The organism is Bradyrhizobium genosp. L (assembly GCF_015624485.1).
Lineage (GTDB): Bacteria > Pseudomonadota > Alphaproteobacteria > Rhizobiales > Xanthobacteraceae > Bradyrhizobium.
The window spans coordinates 5470694-5489638 of sequence record NZ_CP061378.1; the positions used below are offsets into that span (position 1 = coordinate 5470694).

An 18945-nucleotide genomic window follows, 5' to 3' on the forward strand; every position below is an offset into this window, starting at 1 on the left:
GTTGCCTCAGCGCTGCGGCATGCCTTCGGGGATGACCGTCTCGACGATCGAGGCGTCCAGCGCCTCGTAGTCGTGCAGCCCGATGGTCGCGTAGAGCTCGGCGCGGGTCTGCATCTGCCCGACCATCTTGTGGGTGCCGCCGTCGCGCTTGATCGCGGCGTAGAGCTGCTCCTGCGCCTTGTTGGCGACCCGCAGCGCCGACACCGGCCAGATCACCATCGCATAGCCCATCGCCTCGAATTCCGCGGCCGTGAAGAACGGCGTTTTGCCGAACTCGGTCATGTTGGCGAGCAGCGGCACATCAGGCATCCGATCGGCGAAGGCGCGAAACATCTCGGCGGTGTTGAGCGCCTCGGGGAAGATCGCATCTGCGCCGGCCTCCATGTAGAGCTTCGCGCGGGCCACCGCACCGTCGAGGCCTTCGCTGGCGGCCGCATCGGTGCGCGCGATCACGACGAGGTCGCGGCGCGCTTTCGCCGCGGCGTGGACCTTGGCCGCCATGTCGTTGGCATCGGCGAGCTTCTTGTCGTTGAGGTGGCCACACTTCTTCGGCAGCAATTGGTCCTCCAGATGCACCGCGCCCGCGCCGGCCTCCTCGAACACGCGCACCATGTGCATCACGTTCAGCGCCTCGCCATAGCCGGTGTCACCGTCGACCAGTAGCGGCAACCCCGACGCGCGCACGATCTGGCGCACGAAGAACGCGACCTCGTCGACCGTGATGACGCCGAGGTCGGGCAGGCCCATCGAGGCGGTCATCGCCGCGCCCGACAGATAAAGTCCCTTGAAGCCGGCGGCCCTGGCCTGCAGCGCGGCCATGCCGTTATGGGTGCCCGGCAGCTGCAAGATGCCCGGCTCGCGCAGCAGCGCGCGAAACCTGCGGCCGGCGCTCTCGGTCGGATGATCGGCGGCGACGAGATACGGCATGGCGGCCTCCTGTTCCTTCGCTGTTCTTTCACGACGTGGCGACAGCGTCACGGGACGGTTGTAGCGCAGATCGCGTCAATCCGGACGTCCGCGTTTCGCCGCGGCGTGCTCGCTTTCGTGAAATCCCAGCAGCACCGAAATCTGCCGGCCAGCCTCCCGCACCAGCTTCGAATAGTCGTGCAGCTTGCGCTCGTCGATGCGCGCGCTTGGCCCGTAAACGCCGACCGAGCCGGCGACGCTGCCGCGATGATCGAAGCAGGGCGCGGAGACCGCGACCGTACCCGCGAATATCTCGCTTTGGCTCGTCGCATAGCCGTGGCGCCGGGCAAATGCCAGCGCTTCCTCCAGCCGCGCACGATCGGCGCTCTTCGGAATGGTGGCAAGCAGCGCGCCCTGCCGCACCGGGTCCGCGAAGGCCAGCATCGCCTTGCCGGTCGAGCCCCTGGTCAGGCTCGAACTGTCGCCGACGCCGCGGCTGATCGAAAGCACGTGACGGCTCTCGCATTCGAGGATGCAGATGCCGCGATCCTCCTGCATGCGAAACAGCGCGGCGGTCTCGCCGGTCGCCTCGCGCAGGCCTTCGACGATCGGGCGCGCCGTCGTGACGATGTCGAGCCCCCTCAGCCAGACATGCGACAGCTTCATCACGCCGTGGGCAAGGCGGAAGCGTTGCGGCTCGCCTTCGGCCTCGATGAGGTCGCGCTGCGCCAACGTCTGCAGCAGACGGTAGAGCGTCGGCCGGCTCAGCCCGACGCGCTTCTGGATCTCGATCACGCTCATCGCCGGCTGCTCCGGCGTGAAGCATTGCAGGATCGCGATCGCGCGGTCGACCGCGCGCACGCCTGATGCGCCCTGCTCGCCATCCTGCGTTCCGATCTCCGGTTTGGGTTCGGCTTTAGGTTGGAGCTTGGGTTTCTTGGCCATCGATCACCTCGGCGATTTCGGCAGGGCGCACTGCGTCGAGCGCGCTTGACCGGCCGATCCGCATGGGTACTATATCTAAATATGAGAATGATGTCCATCAGATGGACACACGGAAGAAGCAGGGAGGATTGGAATTGCTTCAGACAGCTGATCCGCACAGACGGCACATGGCCTGCACGCTTGCCGCGTTCGCCGCGTTGATGCTCTCGACCTCGCTGGCCGATGCCGCGCCCGACGGCTCCGGCATCTCGGACGGCGCGGTGCGGATCGCGGTGTTGGGCGATTATGGCAGCGGCCGCGATCTCGGCGGGCCGGGCTCGGTGACGGCGGCAAAGCTTGCGGCCGAGGATTTTCATAATCAGGTGCTGGGCAAGCCGATCGAGATCCTGTCGGCGGATCATCAGAACAAGCCGGACATCGCCGTCGGAATCGCGCGGCAATGGTTCGATATCGATCACGTCGACGCGGTGACCGATCTTGCGGTCAGCTCGGTCGGGCTTGCGGTCGCCGGGCTCGCGACCCAAAGCAACCGGACCGCACTGGTCTCGGGCGCGGCAACATCGGATCTGACCGGCGACAAATGCTCGCCCGTGATCACGCATTGGGCCGACGACACCTATGCGCTGTCGGCCGGCCTGGTCGGCGAGCTGAGCCAGCGCGTCGGCAAGCAATGGTTCTTTGTCGCGGTCGACTATTCGTTCGGCACGGCGATGGTGAAGGATGCCTCGCGCGCCGTCACCGATGCCGGCGGCAAGGTGCTCGGCGTGGTGCGCTATCCCTTCAACACGACGGACTTCTCGTCCTTCCTGCTCGCCGCGCAAAGCTCCGGCGCCAAGGTGGTGGCGCTGGCCGGCACCGGCGCCGACACCGTCAACGCGGTGAAGCAGACCCACGAATTCGGCCTGCAACAGGGCGGCCAGACCATCGTCGGCATGCTGACCTTCATCTCCGACGTGCATTCGATCGGGCTCAGGGACGCGCAGGGCATGTACATCGCCGCGCAATACTATTGGGACGACGACGAGGCCAGCCGCGCTTTTGCAAAGCGCTTCTTCGCGGTCGAGAAGCGCGAGCCGACCAAATTGCAGGCGGCGACCTACGCGGCCGTGCGCCATTACCTGAAGGCGGTCGAAGCGGGTGGCAGCGACGAGGCCAAGGCGGTCAACGCCGAGATGCGCAAGCTGCCGGTCGATTTCTTCGGCCGTCCCGCGCACATCCGCAACGACGGCCGCGTCGTCTACGACCTCTCGCTGTACCGCGTGAAGAAGCCGGACGAGAGCAAATATCCCTGGGACTACTACCAGAAGATATCGGTCATTCCCGGCGACAAGGCGTTCCGTCCCGAAGGCACGGGCGGCTGCAAGCTCACCAATTAGGAATCAACGCCATTCGCCGCGACGCATGTTCGCGCCAAGCAGACGAGGAGCAAACCATGCCGCTTCGCAACGATTTCGACCAGCTCATTGACGTCAAGAGTGGCTTCATCAGCCGCGAGATTTTCGTCGATGCCGACATCTACCGGCAGGAGCTGGACAGGGTGTTTACCCGCGCCTGGCTGCTGGTCGGCCATGAGAGCCTAGTGCCCAATCCCGGCGATTTCTATACGTCGCGGATGGGCGAGGAATCCGTCATCCTCTGCCGCGACAAGAAAAGCGAGATCCACGTCTTCCTCAATTCGTGCCGGCACCGCGGAATGAAAGTATGCCGCTACGAGCAGGGCAACACCTCGCTGTTCACCTGCCCCTATCACAGCTGGACCTACACGACTGACGGCAAGCTGCAGGGCGTGCCGCTGCACCGGACGCTCTACGACGGCGTGCTCGATCGCGACGCCAATTCGCTGGTCGCAGTGGCCAAGCTCTGCAACTACAAGGGCTCGATCTGGGCGACCTGGGACAAGGATGCGCCCGACTTCATCACCTATCTCGGCGACGCCAAGATCCATCTCGACCAGGCGCTCGATTGCCGCGACGGCCGCGAGGGCGGCTCCGAGGTGATCGGCGTGCACAAATGGGTGTTCCCCGCCAACTGGAAATTCGCCGCCGAGAATTTCCTCGGCGACACCTATCACAATCCGAGCCACCGCTCGGTCGACCTGATCGGCATCGGGCCGAGCGCGGCCGCCGGCAAGAAGGGCCGCCGCGACGACGAGCTGGAGAAGGCGCAGCACGTCTGGATCAGCTTTCCGGAAGGCCACGGCGTGCACAGCGCGATCCAGCCCGAGGCCAACGACTACATCGAGTCCTTCCTCGACAATCCGATCCTGGAACAATACTTCCGGCACTGCTTCGAGGAGCGCAAGCGGCGGCTCGGCGAACAGGCGCGGCTGTTGCCCTTCGTCGGAACGATCTTCCCCAACACCTCCTATCACGGGCGCCAACCACGCGGATTGTGCGCCTGGCATCCGCACAGCCCGACCTCGACCGAGGGCTGGCGCTTCTTCCTGGTCGACAAGGACGCGCCGAAGGAGGCCAAGGAATATCTGCGCCGCTACTACATGCGCTATTCCGGCCCGGCCGGTATGACCGAGCAGGACGACATGGAGAACTGGCTCTATGCGACCGCGGCCAGCACCGGCACGATCGCGCGGCGCTACCCCTTCAACTATCAGCAGTCGATGGGCGCCTACGTCACCGATCATCCGCTCGGCGGCGAGGTGTCCACCCAAGTCACCGAGCAGATCGCCCGCGGCTTCTACCGCCGCTGGACCAGCTACATGCAGGGCGGCGACTGGCACGAGCTGCTTGGCGCATCCGCGCGCAACCGGCAGGCCGCAGAATGACCGCCGCGGGGAAAACCGTCCTCGTCTCCGGGGGCACCTTCGGCATCGGCCGCGCGATCACGCTCGGTCTGGCGCGGCGCGGCCACGCCGTGGTGGCGTTCGGCCTCGAGGCACCGCAGGTGTCCAGCACGGCGCAGAATGCCATTCCCGCCCTCCGCGACGAGCTCGATCGCGAGGCGCTGTCCGCCGAGCTGATGGAAGCTGACGTCTCGCAGGCGGCCGACGTCGCCCGCGTGGTCGAGCGGGCGCTGGCGCGCTTCGGCCGCATCGACGGCGTCGTCAACAACGCCGCGATCGGCCCGCTCGGCACCGTGCTCGACACCGACGAGGCGTTGTTCGATCGCATCGTCGCGGTCAATCTGAAGGGACCGTACCTGACCAGCCGCGCCGCGATCCCGCACATGATCGCGCAGGGCGGCGGCTCGATCGTCAACATCGGCTCCGGCGCCGGCTGGGGCAAGCCGAACATGGCGGTCTACAGCGCCAGCAAGGGCGGCGTGATCGCGCTCGGCGCGGCGATGGCCTACGACTTCTTCCACCAGCGCATCCGCGTCAACACCGTGATCCCCGGCGGCGGCGGCATCGTCAGCGGCATGAGCCTCGGCCGCGTCGGCGGCGACGCCGCACGTTTCGGTAAGGGCGCGCCGGGCACCGCGGCCGGCCGTGCCGCCGGCGGCGACGACATCGCCAATGTCGTGGCGTTCCTGCTGTCGCCGGAGGCGGAAACGCTGTCCGGCACCGTGATCGACGTCGGCTGCTTTGCCCAGCAGGGCGGGCCGATTCCGCCGAAACCTGCGGCTTGATGATGCGCTGATGAGGAGACGCCCATGACTGCGACAGTTCCTGCGACCGTTCAGGATCAGCCGGCGACAGCGAACGCGGCAATCGAACGATCCGCCGCCTACTACCGGCTCAAGGCCGACGTCGAGGACTTCTACTATCACGAGGCGGACCTGCTCGATGAGCGGCGCTATCGCGACTGGCTCGAGCTGCTGGCCGAGGATATCAGCTATTTCATGCCGATCCGGCGCAACGTGAAGTTCGGCCAGCAGGCGGCGCGTGAAAACACCAAGCGCGGCGAAGGCATCAGCTGGTTCGATGAGGACAAGTGGACATTGACCAAACGCGTCGAGCAGATCCTGACCGGCGTGCATTACGCCGAAGAGCCGCTGTCGCGCATCACCCACATGGTCAGCAATGTGCAGATCAAGGCCGTGCGGCCGGAGCTCGACGGGCTGCGCGAACTCGACGTCACCAGCCGCTTCCTGGTCTATCAGAACCGCGTCGAGTACGAGACCTACACATTCGTCGGCCGCCGCAACGACACGCTTCGCCTGACGGACAGCGGCTGGCGGATTGCGAAACGCGAGATACTGCTTGAACAGAACATCCTGCTGGCCAAGAATCTCACCACGTTTTTCTGAACGAGGCTGAGGCTGGCAATGATTGACGTGACGGCGATCAAGGTGGGGACGCGCCTGAAACTGCAGGAAGGCGTCGTCGCCGAGGTGGTGGAAAACATGGACGACGGGCAGTGGCTGCAGGTGCGCTATCTGGAGGTCCCTGCCCGGCCCGGCGACGTCGGCCTGGTCGAGCTGTGCCATGCCCAGGACGTCGTCAAGGTGTTGAGCGAATAGATCCGGAATCGATCATGCTGCGATTTGAATACATGCCGAGCGATTTCCATCCGCTGTTTTTGTTTCTCGGCGAAGCCGCGGATCTCGCCGATCTGGCAAGGCTGCTGCGGCGCTTTGCCGAGAACCCGCAGGCGATCGCGGTGGCGGAGCGGATTCCTGGCGCGATCTCGCGCAACGAGCTGGTTCTGGCGCCGGCGGACGGCGAATTCGGCATGCGCGATCTCGGCGGCCGCTTTGCCTGGAAGCTGACCGCCTGGCAGGCGCAACGGATCGCCGAACGCATCGAGCTGCTGACGCCGGACCATAACAAGTCCGGCTCGGAGATCGTCGAGATCGGCAGCGAGGGCGAAATCCCCGTCAAGGTGTCGCGCGGCGAATTCACCGACGACTTCCTGATCACACGCCGGTAGCGGAGCGTCGCGTGAGTGGACAACGGAAACCGAAGGTCCTGATTGCCGGCGCCGGCATCGGCGGGCTGGTCGCGGGATTGGCGCTGCACCAGCGCGGGATCGAGGTCGAGATTTTCGAGCAGGCGTCCGAGCTGCGCGAGCTCGGCGCCGGCGTGCAGCTCAGCGCCAACGGCACCCGCGTGCTGATCGCACTCGGTCTGGAAGCGCAGATGCAGGCCATTGCCTGCGAGCCCTCGGGCAAGGAGATCCGGCTGTTCAGCACCGGGCGGACCTGGAAGCTGTTCGACCTCGGCGCCTCCTCACGCACGCTTTATGGCGCGCCATACTGGATGGTGCATCGTGGCGACTTCCACCGTGTGCTGGTCGATGCCTTCAACGCGCGGGCGCCGGGCCACCTGCATCTCGGCAGCCGCTGCACCGGCTTCGACGAGGACGGTGACGGCATCTGGCTGCGGCTTGCCGACGGTGCGCGGCATCGCGGCGACGTCGTGGTCGGCGCCGACGGCGTGCATTCCGAAATCCGCCGGCAGGTCGGCGGCGACACCAAACCCTTCTTTGCCGGTGTGGCGGCCTGGCGCGGCCTCGTGCCGATGGCGCGGCTGCCCGCGAGCCAGCAGCGCGACGTCGGCACCAATTGGGTTGGCCCCGGCGGCCATGTCATCACCTATCCGGTCCGCGGCGGCGAGTTATTGAACTTCGTCGGCATTTTCGAGGGCGAGAACTGGCCCGTGGAATCCTGGACCGAACGCGGCACGCGCGAGGCCTGTGGCCGCTCGTTCGCGGGGTGGAATCCCGAAATCCACGGCATCATCGACAGCCTCGATGTGCCCTACAAATGGGCCCTGTTGGGACGCGATCCGCTCGATCGCTTCGTGGCGGGACGCGCCTGCCTTCTCGGCGACGCCGCGCACCCGACCCTGCCGTTCCTGGCGCAGGGTGCCAACATGGCGATCGAGGACGGCATGGTGCTGGCGCGCTGCCTGGACCGCTTTGCGCCGGGTGAGGCCTTGCCACGCTATCAGGCGGCGCGGCTCGAACGAACCAATGCGATCGTGGTGAAGTCGGCGGAGAATGCCAAGCGCTTCCACAATCCGGCGCTCGCCGATGCCGAGGGCGCCGATGCCTATGTCTCGCGCGAATGGCAGCCCGAGCGGGTGCGCGAGCGGTACGACTGGCTATTCAGCTACGATGCGTTGCGCACGCCGGTCTGACCGCCGTCGTTCGTCTCCACGTCACTGAACGGGATGGCGGCCTTTGCGCAGGCGACGTTTGGGCGCGGCTGCCGGCGCGTAGAATGGATTTTCCGAGCACATCGCCGATCGTCCCGAAGCCGTCGCCTGGCACTGCGGCAGCGACGTGAAACTGCAATCGATGTAGTCGGCCGTCAGCCGGCCGCCATAGACGTGCATGCACACCGGATAGTTCGGATCGTAGGCCTGCGCCGCGGCGGGCCCGGCGACACAGACGCCAAAAACAGTACCAAGAGCGGCACCAAGGGCGGCAATCGCATAGAGTCTCAGGCGCATCGGATTCTCCCTGGTGGTCTCGACCGCGGTGGCGCGCGGCTATTTCTGGTCGTCCGCCGGCTTGTCGTCGTCCTCACCAAGGCAGCGAATGATGAAGGCGGCGGTGTCGCGCGGCAGGACCTGCGCGGCGCGGGCCTTGAGGCGGCACTCGACCTGCGCGACCAGGCGCGCGCGCTGCCGCTCGCTCGGCAGCGAGGTCTGCCGCAGCCGGCGCAGCGTCATCGGCGAGCCATCCGACTCGAATGCGAGCTCGTACTTCTTGCCGTTGCGGTCGGTGGCGGCGCAGGTGACGCTGGAGACCTGCCGCGTCACGAAGCTGCCGACTTGCCGGCACGAGCCCGTCGACATCTCGACCAGCGGCGCCGGCAGGCCGTCGACCCGCGGGCGGTCCTTGGACTTGAGCAGCATGCGGTCGACCGACAGCTCGAACAGATTGTCCTCTTTCCGCTCGCTGCTCTCGCCGGAGAACGAGACGATGTGGCTCGTGTCGGCGGGATCGTCGAGCACGACCGTGAATTCGGAACGGCCGCGCTGGGTGTGGAAATAGGCGACCGCCTTGCAGGTGTAGCTTTGGCCGGCGATGGTGACGTTGCGGCAGGTGCCGGACATCAGGGCGTACAGGTCGACGTCATAGACCGGGCCTGCCGCCATTGCCGACACGGGCGCATAGCCGAGTGCGATCGCGATCAGCCGCGCGAAGCAGGATGTCATGCTGGATCGATCGAGACGACGGTCGCGAGGAAAGGCCATGGCTCAAGGTCGCCGATTTGCAAGAACTCTGCAACCTGCGAAGCGGCCTTAAACAGGGGTGCTGCGCGAATCGAGCAGGAAACGAGGCTGAAATCCGCGCCAAATGGCCGCGGAGCTCGGCAGTCGCGTCAGATTTGCGGGCCGGACAGCGTGACCTCGCGCTCGGCGCGGAAGACGTTGCTGTAGAGGTTTGCGATCCACTGCCGGCCGCTGGCCGTCATGTTGAGGCAGGTGATCGCGCCCTGGATGTGCGGCGACACCATGTTCCAGTAGAACTGGGGATAGCGATCGACGATGTCGGCCGGCGATTCATAGCCGAGCTGGCGGTTGATGCCGACCTCCTCGAACTCGTGATAGAGCGCGTTGGCCTTGCGGATGTAGTTGGGATCGCCGAGCTGCCCGATGAAATCGGCAGCGCGCACGATCGCGGCCTCGTCGTCATATTGCTGGCCTTCCAGCGCCGGAAACCGCGTGCCCTCGATGTTGCGCGCGACGCGCTCGCGGTCGAGCGGCAGCACGGCTTCGAGCCGGTCGAGCACATAGAGCTTGGAGCGGTCGACATGATAGGGCATCAGGCCCGCATCCGACGAGCCGCGCGGCAACACCACCTTCTTGCCGTTGGCATCGATGACGTAGCCGTCCGGGCCGTCGCCTTTCAGCAGGCCGCGGACATAGCCGATGTCGTGGCAGAGGCAGGCGATGATCGTATGCGTGTAGTCCTCGGCGGTGACGTGGCTGTGCAGTGCGCGGCCGCGGATGATGTCGTGGCCGGCAAGCGTCACCAGCATCGTGTGCTCGACATTGTGGTAGAGCGCATCGCTGTTGCCGATGCATTCCAGCGCGATGCGGGCCGCGGCAGGCAGCAGCTCGCCGAAGCGGGCCTGCGATGCTCCGAACGTGCGGCTGACCCAGGTGGCGAGAAACTTCTCCAAAGCTCCTGCCGCCAATTCAGGTAACGTCATCATCGATGCAGCCCCCGACCGCGCAACGTTTCTATCTCGCTCCGATCTCGCGTCGTAGTTGGGCATGCACTATAGCGTATCTGCGGGCGTGCGGCTACGCACCGCGCGGTGTGGCGATCGGGTCACCGGCCGTAGTCTCCCGGTGTTGCGCACCGCGGTGCCGCTGGACCCTGATAGTGGCATGAACCCTGCATGAGTCGGTTCAGACATCGCGTTCAACCGCGTTTATCACACCGATCAAAGGCTAACATGCTCGTCACGCTCGTCGCTATCCTCTGCAATGCTCAACTCTGCATGGAAAAGGTCGTCACCAACAGTGATCAATCCGGCATCACCATGAACGCCTGCGCAGTGAATGCGCAGATCGGCATCGCCGACTGGCTCGCCAAGGGGCCGTATCACGATTGGCGCTTGCAAGGCTACAAATGCGTCGCGGGCAAGTACGTCCCGAAAAACGAAGTGTGATGTGTGCCGTGCAACGCCACACAAGGCCGGCCTGACTAAATTCGCGTCGCGGCCAGCATCCGGTCCAGCAGCGCTTCGGCCCTGGCGCGCAATGGCTTGGCCTCGCACTCGGTCGCGATCGCGATGCAGGCCTGCAAGCTGCGCACGACCGCTGACCGCTCGTCCTCATGTGTCGCGGGCGTGATCACGGCTTCGTAATACAGCGCCTCGGCCTCCAATCCGCGAAACCCCTGCTGCCGGGCCGTGTTGCGTGCGTCGCGGACCATTTGCAGGGCATCGGGGGAATGTCCCGCCTGCGCCAGAGCAGCCGCCAAATGAGTCGAGGTCCGGACAACGGACGACGTGTAGCCCACTGCCCGCGCGGCCTCGCGCGCTTCCGTCAGAATTGCCGACGCCGCATCGATACGGCCCTGGTCGAGATAGGCCATGCCGCGCTGACACCCGATCACCGGAATGAAGATACGCATGTCGTGCTCCCGCGCGAGTGCGAATGCATCATCGAGCAGGATGGCTGCGGCGGCGGGATCGCCGCGCGCCAGGATCAGCCCGCCGCCGCTATAGGCCGCGGCGGCGCGATCGAACGGCCGGCCGCTCTCGTCGGCAATCTCGTCGGCCCGTCGCTGAAATTCACCGGCGATCTCGAATTCGCCCAGCGTCGTATGCGCGATCGCCTTCATCATGCAGCACATCAGCAGCATGTATCTGGTGGTGGTGCCGATCGGCGCTCGGGGCGCCGGTCCCATCAACTGCGTACACGCGCGCGCCAGCATCGTTTCGGAGTCGCGATAGCGGCCACCGAGATAATAGGCCTGCCCCAGCCCATACTCGGCATGGTTCAGCCAGCCGGGATTGCCCCACTCTTCCGCCAGATGGACGACCTGCTCGCCGGCCGCGATCGCCTCGATCGGCGTGCCGTAGAAATTCTGCGCCGCCGCGCGGATCGTCATGGCCGCCACCTTGCGCCCGATGTCGTCGATCGAATCGGCGCGCTTGACCGCCTGCCTGCCCAGATCGAGCCATTCGGATACCCGCCCGGTTCCCATGAAAGCCATACGCGCTTCGATGCGCAGGTCGATGGCCTCGGTCTCGCGCTCGCGCGAAACCGGCGTTCGATCCAGCGCGTCCATCGAAATCTCGTAATGACTGGCCGCATCGGCGAATGCGGAGCGCCCGACACATTTGCGTGCGACGGTTCGGCCGTAGGCGAACGCCTTCGGCCAGTTCCTCGCGCGCGTCGCATGGTAGCAGAGCTTGTCGGGCTCATCCCGCAGGCCCTCGTCGCCTTCCAACACCGCAAGAATGCGTGTGTGGATTCGCTCGCGCGTCCTCTGCACCATCGAATCGTAGGTGACCTGACGCACCATGTCATGGGGAAACTCGCAGGATTCCGCCGACAAGTCGGCCGCCCTCACCAGCAACTCGGCGCGGTCGAGCCCTTCCAGAGAGTCCTGCAACACGGTTTCCGAAAGTTCGGCGACCTCGCGAAGCGTGGCCAGGGTCGAGCGAGGACCAAGCGCCGCAGCCGCCTGCATCACGATGCGCTCTTCCCTGGACAGACGATCGAGGCGCGCTGCGATGACGCCCTGGATGCTGTTGGGAATCCCGAGTTCTTCGATGGATTTCGCGAGAATGAGCGCGCCCCATTGCCCCTGCAGAATATTGATCTCCTTGAGCCGGCGGCAGACCTCCTCGATGAACAACGGCACGCTCGCCGTATGGCGAATAATCCGGCCCTTCAGGTCCAGCGTCGTCGCCGATAGCCCGACGATGGAGTCGAGCATCGCCAAACCGGAGCTCTCGTCGAGAGGTCGCAAGGAGAGGTTCTTCACGCCCCTTTGGCTGATCCAGTCCGGAAGTCCGCTCGGCCGGCTGGTGACGACGATCAGGAGGTTGGCCGCGCGCAGCGATGTCAGCGCCGCCACGACGGAGTCGCTGGCGCGATCGAGCCAGTGCAGGTCTTCGATCAGAAGCACCGTGCGCCGATGGCTTGCGGCTTTCTCGACCAGCGCGCAGGTGGCGTCCGAGATGACGCGGCCGCGCGATTGTGGCTCCAGCCGATCCCAATGCGCGTCTGAAATTGGCAGGTCGAGCACGGCATCGATCGCCGTGCGCATGATCTGCGGCAAGCCCGATCGCGGATCCTCCGCCTGTCCGGAGCCTTCGCTTCCGGTCCTCGGGCCGAGAATTGAGAGCAGCACGACTTTCAGTGCGGCAAACGGCGAACCCTGCAGGTTCGGGCTGCATTCGGCCTCGATGAGCTTCCAGCCCTCGCCCTCCAGCTCCTGCACGAACTCGTGAATCAGGCGCGACTTGCCGATGCCCGGATCGCCGCTCAGACAGATGGTTTGTCCGCCCCTCCCCACGCTATCGGCGACGCCGCGCAGCAGAGCCGTCTCGTCGGATCGACCGACGAATCGCGAGACGCTGCGCGCCTTGCGTACGCGCCAGCTCGACAGATCGCTGGCGCCAACGACGCGATAAATCGAGATCGGCTCGGCAAAGCCACGCAGCGTCTTGGGTCCGAGAGACTCAAAACGAACGTGCCCCTCGGAAAGCTTCTGGCAGGCGTCCGAAGCGTAGATCTGGCCGGGCTCGGCAATCGACTCCAGACGCGCCGCCAGATGCTGCGCCGCACCACCGATCTCGTAGACCTTGGAAAACTCACTGGCGACCACGTAAGTGACGACGAGGCCGGAATGAAGCCCGACGCGCACCTGAAGTCCGGGATCGCGCAGGGCCTGCACCCGCCGGACCAGTTCGATTGCGGCGTGACAGGCCAGGGGCGCGTGATTGTCGTCGGCGATCGGCGCGCCAAAGACGGCCGACAGCCCGTCGCCGAGTTCCTTGCTGACGATCCCGCCGAACTGGCGCACGGCAGCGCGCATGGCCTCGAGCGCCGGCTCGAGGCGCGAGACGGCCTGCTCGGGCTCAAGCTCAGCAATAAGGTCGGTCGAGTGGACAACGTCGGCGCGGAGGATAGTGACGAACTTGCGCTCGCTGTCAGGATCGGCAGTTGACGGTGTTTCTAAGCTCACATCGGCAGACGCATCTCGAACCGGGCGCCCGGCGGCCTGCCCAGCATGGGGAACCGTTCAATTGTGACGCAGCAGAAATAACGGGACAAGTCGTATATTGGGAGGGAGGCCCGCCCCCTTGCCGAGGCCGGAAGTCTCAGCTGCCTTCTCACCATCCCCTCCATGCGATCGCCGATTCCGGAGCAAAAGGCATGCGTGACGCTTGCCAACAACGCAACCTGTCGTAGACTTCGCTTCACTGATCCCGTCGCCACCGATTTTCAGATAGCAGGGAATACTGACCATGCCGCGGCTTTTTGGTGCCAAAATATACAATAATCAGGCTTACAAAGACGCTATGAACAAGAACTACTTTCCATTGAGCGCCATGAAGACGAGCGTGGCCACGCTCCAGGCGTCCAGTCTGATCCACATGGATACGATGGAGTACGGCCAATACCAGCCGATCCTGACGCCGCTGAACACTTGGCCAAATGGGGCCGGCGCCTTCTGGATGAAGGAGATGGGACTGGCCCGTCTCGATCTCACCAATCAGCCGAACAGCACGCCGCTCTCGCAAGACGAGCCGACTGTCATTCCACTGACACGTTGCGCGCTGTTGGATGCCTGCATCCGCAAATGCTTCAACTCGACGCCCGATCCGATCCCGATGATCATCGATATCGTCGACCTGCCTGCCGGCGAAACCGTACACCAGATAAAGCTGGTATGGGAATACCAGGATGGGAGCGACCGGCCAACACTGCTTCGATTTACGATGTGCTGCCCGCCCAAATTCCCCTGACACGGTTCAATCGATCGGCAAGACTTTGGCTTGGCTCAGGTCTCGCGCAGTCGCGTAGCGCGCTGCTCGAATGCCGCACGGTCGAGCCGCATGAGGGCCTTGGTCTCGGCGGCTGACAGGTCGAGTTCCCGCGCAATTGAGCCGGGATCGGTCAGCAGGCGCTCGCGCAATTCCTCGTCCAGCAGGGCTCGGCCGAGCAGCTCCTTCAGCTGCAGGCTCGGCGGAGGGAATGCGTCGGGTGGCAATTGCTCGTCCATGCTGCGCACCCGCTAACCCTGATCCCTGGCCCGCGCTGACCGTGACGCGCCGAACCGAACCGCTTCGACCGCGTCGCGTGATTTCACGTCTGGAACAACGCCATCCGAGAATGCGAGCAGCGTCTTGAGCATGCTGGCGCCGACGGCGCGATGCAAAGCCTCCATCAGCCGGTCCGGCGTTCGATCGGCAAAGAAGATGCTGCGCCCCGCCTTGAGCAGGCGGGCCCTGTCCGGGCGCGAGATCAGGCCGGCGCGACTGGCGCCTTCCATCCAGTATTCGAGATCGACCATTGGCACGGTGATCGGCTTCATGTCGAATGGCGAGTAGACCAGCGCCACATCGGCGTCCCGGCGGACGACGCTGCGTCGGAAATAGTCGTAGACCCAGCCGATGCCGAGCATGCCGGAACGGTCGAGCTCGGAGGCCCGCAACGCGCCCATGCTCGACGCGCCGATGACGGTTTTTCCCCGCGCGAGCAGCCCAAGGATTTCCTTCGGCGATACCGACAGGCTCTGGCCGAACTCGCCATCGACGATGACGACGGTGTCGTAGTCATCGAGATCAGCGAGATCACCGCGCCGGACCGGGGCCGCATAGGTGGCAACGGCGTGCTTGCGCATCTCGCTCTCGGTGATCGACGGGCCGGCAAACACGATCATCCTCGGCGACGCCACCGGATCGGCGATCGGCGCAGCGGCGTCAGGCCGGTTCATGTGATCCGTCGCAATGCCCGAGGCCCCAGGGCAGCGCGGCCGCTCTGCTCGATGAATATCGTCCACGATTCGGCGCGCGGGACCACCACACGCACCACCGGAATTCCGACCTCGGCCCTGGTCAGATCGAACGCGACGGCTTGATCGAACCCGGCGGCGCGCATCCGGTCAATGATGAACGCGAGGTCCTCATTGACCGAGGCATGCTCGTGGGACGGAATGTCGCCGAAGCTGATGGTCGGCTGACCGGGCGCCGACAATTGGCGCGCGGTGGGCGGCGCGAAATCCGTTAGATCCTCCCGACCGCCGTGGATTCCGGTCAGCCGCGATTGCGCAGCCTCGGTCAGGGCGCGCGTCAGCGCAATGCGCGCATCGGGATGGGTCCCTGCTCCGCGATAGGCAACCGCGACACCCGAGGGCCCCTCCTGCTCGGTGACGACGCAGTCGATGGTCGGGATACCGAGCTCGGACGTCAAGTTTCGGAGTTCGATGCCGAGACCGGCGCGCTGCATCTTACGGACCAGTGCTGCGGCATGACGCGGCAGGCCTCGCAGCGAGATCAAGGGCTTTCCCGGAGAGGCCGATGTCGGGCATTGATCGAATCCGATCTCCGAGAGAGTTTCGATCACCGCCGGCCTGACCAGCGTCTCGGCCATCGCAAGCGCGACGGTGTCGCGCTCGATCACCTCGCAGAGCGCGTGGCAGAGCGCATCGACCCGGGTGTTGCCGGAGGCAAGACCGTTGGTGCTCGAATAGAACAGCAGCTCCCCGACATAGGGACGATAAGGCGCCAGCAAACAGTTCAACGGCACATAGATGGGGCGGCGCGCGATCAGGTCGAACCCCTGCGCCCACTCCAGGCGGATGTTCTCGCCATAGTCGCGTACCATCGGAACATGAATGTCCAGCGGATCGACGCAGGCACCTTGACGGCGCAAATTGGCATGGGATGCGGCGATGATCGGACCGTCGTACCGTTCGGCCGCATGACGTTCGATGGCTTCCATCATCGCGCCGGCATGGGCCTGGTCCCGCGTCGTCCCCTTGCCGTTGTAATAGGAGATGCCGCCTTCGGCATCGTGCGGCCGCACCGCCACGAAGTTCGGGATGCCGATCCGGTCGAGATCGGTCACGTCGGCGACCTTGGTGACGCCGATGATGTCGAGCACAGCGCGCGCCCGGCGGATCGTGGCGGCCGGCTTGACCGAGCGCTCGACGCCTGTGGCGCTGTATTTGAGTTCCCTGGCGGCGAGCCAGTCCTCATAGTTGCACTGATCGACGCCCATTGCCGCCCTTCCGTCGACTGCCGCCCTTCCGTCGACGCTGCGGTCAGCATAATAGATCAGATGCCGAAGTCACGAGCGGTGGCAAGCCGGCGCCCTGGGAGACGTCGACCCGATGCCCGCAACGCCGCTGATCGCTTACGCCGGTGTCGGCAAGAGTTTTGACGGCGGCCGCGTGGTGGCGGTCGACGATGTCTCGCTCGCGGTAGCCGAGGGCGAATTCCTGGCCATCGTCGGCGGCTCGGGCTCGGGCAAGACCACCCTGCTCCGGCTCGCCAACCGCCTGATCGAGGCCGACCGCGGCACGGTCACGGTCGAGGGCGAGGATGTCGGCCGTATCGACCCGATCCTGCTGCGTCGCCGCATCGGCTACGTGTTTCAGAGCGGCGGTTTGTTTCCGCATCTCGCGGTCGCAGCCAATATCGGCATCACGCCAAAACTGCTGGGCTGGCCGCCGGCCGAGATATCGGCGCGGGTCGACGAGTTGCTCGACCTGGTGCGGCTCGACCGCGCGCTCTATCGCGACCGCCTGCCGCACGAGCTCTCCGGCGGCCAGCGCCAGCGCGTCGGCGTGGCGCGTGCGCTGGCCGCGAAGCCGCGCATCGTGCTGATGGACGAGCCGTTCGGCGCGCTCGATCCCCTCACCCGCGACGCGCTCGGCGAGGATTATCGCGCCCTGCATCGCGAGCTCGGGCTGACCACCATCATGATCACGCATGATATGACCGAAGCGCTGCTGCTGGCCGACCGCGTCGCGGTGATGCGGACCGGCAGACTGCTTGCGCTCGGCACGCCGGCGGAGCTCTCGACCAGCACCGATGCTTACGTCGGCGAGCTGCTGCGCACGCCGCGGCGGCAGGCCGAACGGCTTGGGGCACTGCTGCCGCGGGACGGCGCCGCATGAATCTCGTCGCCGACCCGCGCTGGCACGAGGCGCTGTCCCATCTGCCGGATTATCTCGGCAACCATGTGCGGGTCAGCGTCGCCGCGCTGGCGCTCGGGCTTCTGATCAGCCTGCCGCTCGCGATCGTCGCCCGCAACCGGCCGGTGCTGCGCGGCGCGCTGCTCGGGCTTGCCAGCATCGTGCAGACGGTGCCGGGCCTTGCGCTGCTCGCGCTGTTCTATCCGCTGCTGCTGGCGCTCGCGGCGCTGACGGCGACATGGTTCGGCTTCAGCTTCTCGGCGTTCGGCTTCCTGCCGGCGGTGCTGGCGCTCGCGCTCTATTCGATGCTGCCGGTGCTGCGCAACACCATCACCGGCCTGTCGGGCGTCGATCCGGCGGTGCTGGAAGCAGCGCAAGGCGTCGGCATGACGCCGCGGCAGTCGCTCACCATGGTCGAGATGCCGCTGGCGCTGCCGGTGATGATGGCGGGCATCCGCACCGCGGCGGTGTGGGTGATCGGCACCGCCACGCTGTCGACGCCGATCGGCCAGACCAGCCTCGGCAACTACATCTTCGCGGGGCTGCAAACCCAGAACTGGGTGTTCGTGCTGTTCGGCTGCCTCGCCGCAGCGGTGCTCGCACTGGTCGTCGACCAGCTGCTGGCGCTGATCGAGACCGGGCTGCGCAAGCGCAGCCGGATCCGCACTGCGCTCGGCGGGCTCGGCATCGCCGCCCTGATCGCGGCGACGCTGTTTCAGGCGTTCGCGCAGCCGCAGGCGCGCTATGTCGTCGGCGCCAAAACCTTCGCCGAACAATATGTGCTCTCGGCGCTGCTGGCGCAGCGGCTGCAGGCCGCCGGGCTGCCGGCAACGACGCGCGCCGGGCTCGGCTCCAACGTGATTTTCGATGCGCTCGCGAGCGGCGACATCGACGTCTATGTCGACTATTCCGGCACGCTGTGGGCGAACCAGTTCCACCACACCGATATCAAGCCGCGCGCCGAGCTGCTGGATGATCTGAAGGCTACGCTGGCCAGGCAGAACATCACCCTGCTCGGCGAGCTCGGCTTCGAGAACGCCTATGCGCTGGTGATGCCGAGGAAGCGCGCCGACGCACTCGGCATCCATTCGATCGCGGACCTTGCGTCGCGGGCGCCGGCGATGTCGATCGCCGGCGACTATGAATTCTTCTCGCGGCCGGAATGGGCCGGCATCCAGAAAACCTACGGCTTGTCGTTCCGCGCCCAGCGCCAGATGCAGCCGGACTTCATGTATGCGGCGGTCGCGTCCGGCGAGGTCGACGTCATCGCCGGCTACACCAGCGACGGGCTGATCGCGAAATACGATCTCGTCGTGCTCGACGACGACCGACACGCCATTCCGCCCTATGACGCGATCGTGCTGCTGTCGCCGAAGCGCAAGGACGATCAGGCGATGCGAACCGCGCTGCAACCGCTGCTCGGCAAGATCGACATCGCCACCATGCGCGAGGCGAATTTGCGTGCGTCGGGCAACGACTCATCGTCGTCGCCCGACGCGGTCGCGCGCTGGCTCTGGGGAAAGACCAGCACACGCTAAAGCGCAACGGAAGACCGGATCCAACCATT

General features: G+C 65.6%; 20 protein-coding genes. 11 read left to right on the forward strand and 9 right to left on the reverse strand.

The annotated features are described in order from the left end of the window. Nucleotides 1–6 precede the first annotated feature (6 nt). Together prpB and IC762_RS26135 are read right to left on the reverse strand one after the other, a co-directional pair. A complete protein-coding gene (gene prpB, locus IC762_RS26130) occupies nucleotides 7–927 on the reverse strand; it encodes a methylisocitrate lyase (protein WP_195785063.1) in 921 nt (306 codons plus the stop codon). A 75-nt stretch (nucleotides 928–1002) separates the two neighbouring features. Continuing rightward, nucleotides 1003–1851 carry an IclR family transcriptional regulator gene (locus IC762_RS26135; RefSeq protein ID WP_195785064.1) on the reverse strand — a complete coding sequence of 283 codons (849 nt, stop codon included), beginning with the start codon at nucleotides 1849–1851 and terminating at the stop codon, nucleotides 1003–1005. A gap of 167 nt (nucleotides 1852–2018) precedes the next feature. Between IC762_RS26135 and IC762_RS26140 the strand changes: the two genes are divergently transcribed. Genes IC762_RS26140 through IC762_RS26170 form a run of 7 tightly spaced genes read left to right on the forward strand, consistent with a single transcriptional unit; the run spans nucleotide 2019 to nucleotide 7891 of the window. Continuing rightward, entirely contained in the window at nucleotides 2019–3227 is a 1209-nt protein-coding gene (locus tag IC762_RS26140) for an ABC transporter substrate-binding protein (RefSeq protein ID WP_210338471.1), read from the forward strand. Nucleotides 3228–3283: 56 nt separating this feature from the next. After that, complete coding sequence (locus IC762_RS26145) at nucleotides 3284–4633, forward strand: aromatic ring-hydroxylating oxygenase subunit alpha (protein ID WP_195785065.1); 1350 nt, start codon at nucleotides 3284–3286, stop codon at nucleotides 4631–4633. Continuing rightward, nucleotides 4630–5436 (forward strand): SDR family NAD(P)-dependent oxidoreductase, encoded by an 807-nt coding sequence (locus IC762_RS26150; protein ID WP_195785066.1) that lies wholly within the window; start codon nucleotides 4630–4632, stop codon nucleotides 5434–5436. The genes IC762_RS26145 and IC762_RS26150 overlap by 4 nt, the downstream gene beginning before the upstream one ends. Before the next feature lie 24 nt (nucleotides 5437–5460). After that, entirely contained in the window at nucleotides 5461–6057 is a 597-nt protein-coding gene (locus tag IC762_RS26155) for a 3-phenylpropionate/cinnamic acid dioxygenase subunit beta (protein ID WP_195785067.1), read from the forward strand. 18 nt (nucleotides 6058–6075) lie between these two features. Continuing rightward, nucleotides 6076–6270 (forward strand): hypothetical protein, encoded by a 195-nt coding sequence (locus IC762_RS26160; protein WP_195785068.1) that lies wholly within the window; start codon nucleotides 6076–6078, stop codon nucleotides 6268–6270. Between the two features lie 14 nt (nucleotides 6271–6284). After that, the gene (locus IC762_RS26165) at nucleotides 6285–6680 is read left to right on the forward strand and encodes a hypothetical protein (protein WP_195785069.1); all 396 of its coding nucleotides are present in this window, start codon (nucleotides 6285–6287) and stop codon (nucleotides 6678–6680) included. A gap of 11 nt (nucleotides 6681–6691) precedes the next feature. Beyond that, a complete protein-coding gene (locus IC762_RS26170; RefSeq protein WP_195785070.1) occupies nucleotides 6692–7891 on the forward strand; it encodes an FAD-dependent monooxygenase in 1200 nt (399 codons plus the stop codon). Nucleotides 7892–7912: 21 nt separating this feature from the next. Here IC762_RS26170 and IC762_RS26175 read toward each other — a convergent pair whose 3' ends face one another. The 3 genes from IC762_RS26175 to IC762_RS26185 all read right to left on the reverse strand — a co-directional run bounded on the left by IC762_RS26175 (nucleotide 7913) and on the right by IC762_RS26185 (nucleotide 9921). Beyond that, nucleotides 7913–8206 carry a DUF3551 domain-containing protein gene (locus IC762_RS26175; protein WP_195785071.1) on the reverse strand — a complete coding sequence of 98 codons (294 nt, stop codon included), beginning with the start codon at nucleotides 8204–8206 and terminating at the stop codon, nucleotides 7913–7915. A 39-nt stretch (nucleotides 8207–8245) separates the two neighbouring features. Then, a complete protein-coding gene (locus IC762_RS26180; protein WP_246801253.1) occupies nucleotides 8246–8956 on the reverse strand; it encodes a hypothetical protein in 711 nt (236 codons plus the stop codon). 128 nt (nucleotides 8957–9084) lie between these two features. Next, complete coding sequence (locus IC762_RS26185; protein WP_195785072.1) at nucleotides 9085–9921, reverse strand: metal-dependent phosphohydrolase; 837 nt, start codon at nucleotides 9919–9921, stop codon at nucleotides 9085–9087. A gap of 246 nt (nucleotides 9922–10167) precedes the next feature. Between IC762_RS26185 and IC762_RS26190 the strand changes: the two genes are divergently transcribed. Then, nucleotides 10168–10383 carry a hypothetical protein gene (locus IC762_RS26190; RefSeq protein ID WP_195785073.1) on the forward strand — a complete coding sequence of 72 codons (216 nt, stop codon included), beginning with the start codon at nucleotides 10168–10170 and terminating at the stop codon, nucleotides 10381–10383. Nucleotides 10384–10418: 35 nt separating this feature from the next. On the opposite strand, the gene IC762_RS26195 is transcribed toward IC762_RS26190, so the two are convergent. Further along, entirely contained in the window at nucleotides 10419–13418 is a 3000-nt protein-coding gene (locus tag IC762_RS26195; RefSeq protein ID WP_195785074.1) for an ATP-binding protein, read from the reverse strand. Between the two features lie 283 nt (nucleotides 13419–13701). Between IC762_RS26195 and IC762_RS26200 the strand changes: the two genes are divergently transcribed. Further along, entirely contained in the window at nucleotides 13702–14202 is a 501-nt protein-coding gene (locus tag IC762_RS26200; protein ID WP_195785075.1) for a hypothetical protein, read from the forward strand. 35 nt (nucleotides 14203–14237) lie between these two features. On the opposite strand, the gene IC762_RS26205 is transcribed toward IC762_RS26200, so the two are convergent. From IC762_RS26205 to IC762_RS26215, 3 genes are read right to left on the reverse strand one after another with little or no spacing between them, the layout of a single operon-like run. After that, nucleotides 14238–14459, reverse strand: a complete 222-nt coding sequence (locus tag IC762_RS26205) for an Os1348 family NHLP clan protein (protein WP_195785076.1) — start codon at nucleotides 14457–14459, stop codon at nucleotides 14238–14240. A 12-nt stretch (nucleotides 14460–14471) separates the two neighbouring features. Continuing rightward, nucleotides 14472–15173 (reverse strand): TfuA-like protein, encoded by a 702-nt coding sequence (locus IC762_RS26210; protein WP_195785077.1) that lies wholly within the window; start codon nucleotides 15171–15173, stop codon nucleotides 14472–14474. Beyond that, the gene (locus IC762_RS26215) at nucleotides 15170–16459 is read right to left on the reverse strand and encodes a YcaO-like family protein (RefSeq protein WP_195785078.1); all 1290 of its coding nucleotides are present in this window, start codon (nucleotides 16457–16459) and stop codon (nucleotides 15170–15172) included. The genes IC762_RS26210 and IC762_RS26215 overlap by 4 nt, the downstream gene beginning before the upstream one ends. 112 nt (nucleotides 16460–16571) lie before the next feature. Between IC762_RS26215 and IC762_RS26220 the strand changes: the two genes are divergently transcribed. Both IC762_RS26220 and IC762_RS26225 read left to right on the forward strand, forming a co-directional pair. Next, the gene (locus IC762_RS26220) at nucleotides 16572–17360 is read left to right on the forward strand and encodes an ATP-binding cassette domain-containing protein (protein WP_195785079.1); all 789 of its coding nucleotides are present in this window, start codon (nucleotides 16572–16574) and stop codon (nucleotides 17358–17360) included. Further along, a complete protein-coding gene (locus IC762_RS26225) occupies nucleotides 17357–18916 on the forward strand; it encodes a glycine betaine ABC transporter substrate-binding protein (RefSeq protein ID WP_195785080.1) in 1560 nt (519 codons plus the stop codon). Before IC762_RS26220 ends, IC762_RS26225 begins: the two co-directional genes overlap by 4 nt. The last annotated feature ends 29 nt before the right edge of the window (nucleotides 18917–18945 follow it).

Coding starts and splice junctions, on each gene's coding strand:
- prpB (WP_195785063.1), bottom strand. CDS start 927: ATGCCGTATCTCGTCGCCGCCGATCATCCGACCGAGAGCGCCGGCCGC.
- IC762_RS26135 (WP_195785064.1), bottom strand. CDS start 1,851: ATGGCCAAGAAACCCAAGCTCCAACCTAAAGCCGAACCCAAACCGGAG.
- IC762_RS26140 (WP_210338471.1), top strand. CDS start 2,019: ATGGCCTGCACGCTTGCCGCGTTCGCCGCGTTGATGCTCTCGACCTCG.
- IC762_RS26145 (WP_195785065.1), top strand. CDS start 3,284: ATGCCGCTTCGCAACGATTTCGACCAGCTCATTGACGTCAAGAGTGGC.
- IC762_RS26150 (WP_195785066.1), top strand. CDS start 4,630: ATGACCGCCGCGGGGAAAACCGTCCTCGTCTCCGGGGGCACCTTCGGC.
- IC762_RS26155 (WP_195785067.1), top strand. CDS start 5,461: ATGACTGCGACAGTTCCTGCGACCGTTCAGGATCAGCCGGCGACAGCG.
- IC762_RS26160 (WP_195785068.1), top strand. CDS start 6,076: ATGATTGACGTGACGGCGATCAAGGTGGGGACGCGCCTGAAACTGCAG.
- IC762_RS26165 (WP_195785069.1), top strand. CDS start 6,285: ATGCTGCGATTTGAATACATGCCGAGCGATTTCCATCCGCTGTTTTTG.
- IC762_RS26175 (WP_195785071.1), bottom strand. CDS start 8,206: ATGCGCCTGAGACTCTATGCGATTGCCGCCCTTGGTGCCGCTCTTGGT.
- IC762_RS26180 (WP_246801253.1), bottom strand. CDS start 8,956: ATGGCCTTTCCTCGCGACCGTCGTCTCGATCGATCCAGCATGACATCC.
- IC762_RS26185 (WP_195785072.1), bottom strand. CDS start 9,921: ATGATGACGTTACCTGAATTGGCGGCAGGAGCTTTGGAGAAGTTTCTC.
- IC762_RS26190 (WP_195785073.1), top strand. CDS start 10,168: ATGCTCGTCACGCTCGTCGCTATCCTCTGCAATGCTCAACTCTGCATG.
- IC762_RS26200 (WP_195785075.1), top strand. CDS start 13,702: ATGCCGCGGCTTTTTGGTGCCAAAATATACAATAATCAGGCTTACAAA.
- IC762_RS26205 (WP_195785076.1), bottom strand. CDS start 14,459: ATGGACGAGCAATTGCCACCCGACGCATTCCCTCCGCCGAGCCTGCAG.
- IC762_RS26210 (WP_195785077.1), bottom strand. CDS start 15,173: ATGAACCGGCCTGACGCCGCTGCGCCGATCGCCGATCCGGTGGCGTCG.
- IC762_RS26215 (WP_195785078.1), bottom strand. CDS start 16,459: ATGGGCGTCGATCAGTGCAACTATGAGGACTGGCTCGCCGCCAGGGAA.
- IC762_RS26220 (WP_195785079.1), top strand. CDS start 16,572: ATGCCCGCAACGCCGCTGATCGCTTACGCCGGTGTCGGCAAGAGTTTT.
- IC762_RS26225 (WP_195785080.1), top strand. CDS start 17,357: ATGAATCTCGTCGCCGACCCGCGCTGGCACGAGGCGCTGTCCCATCTG.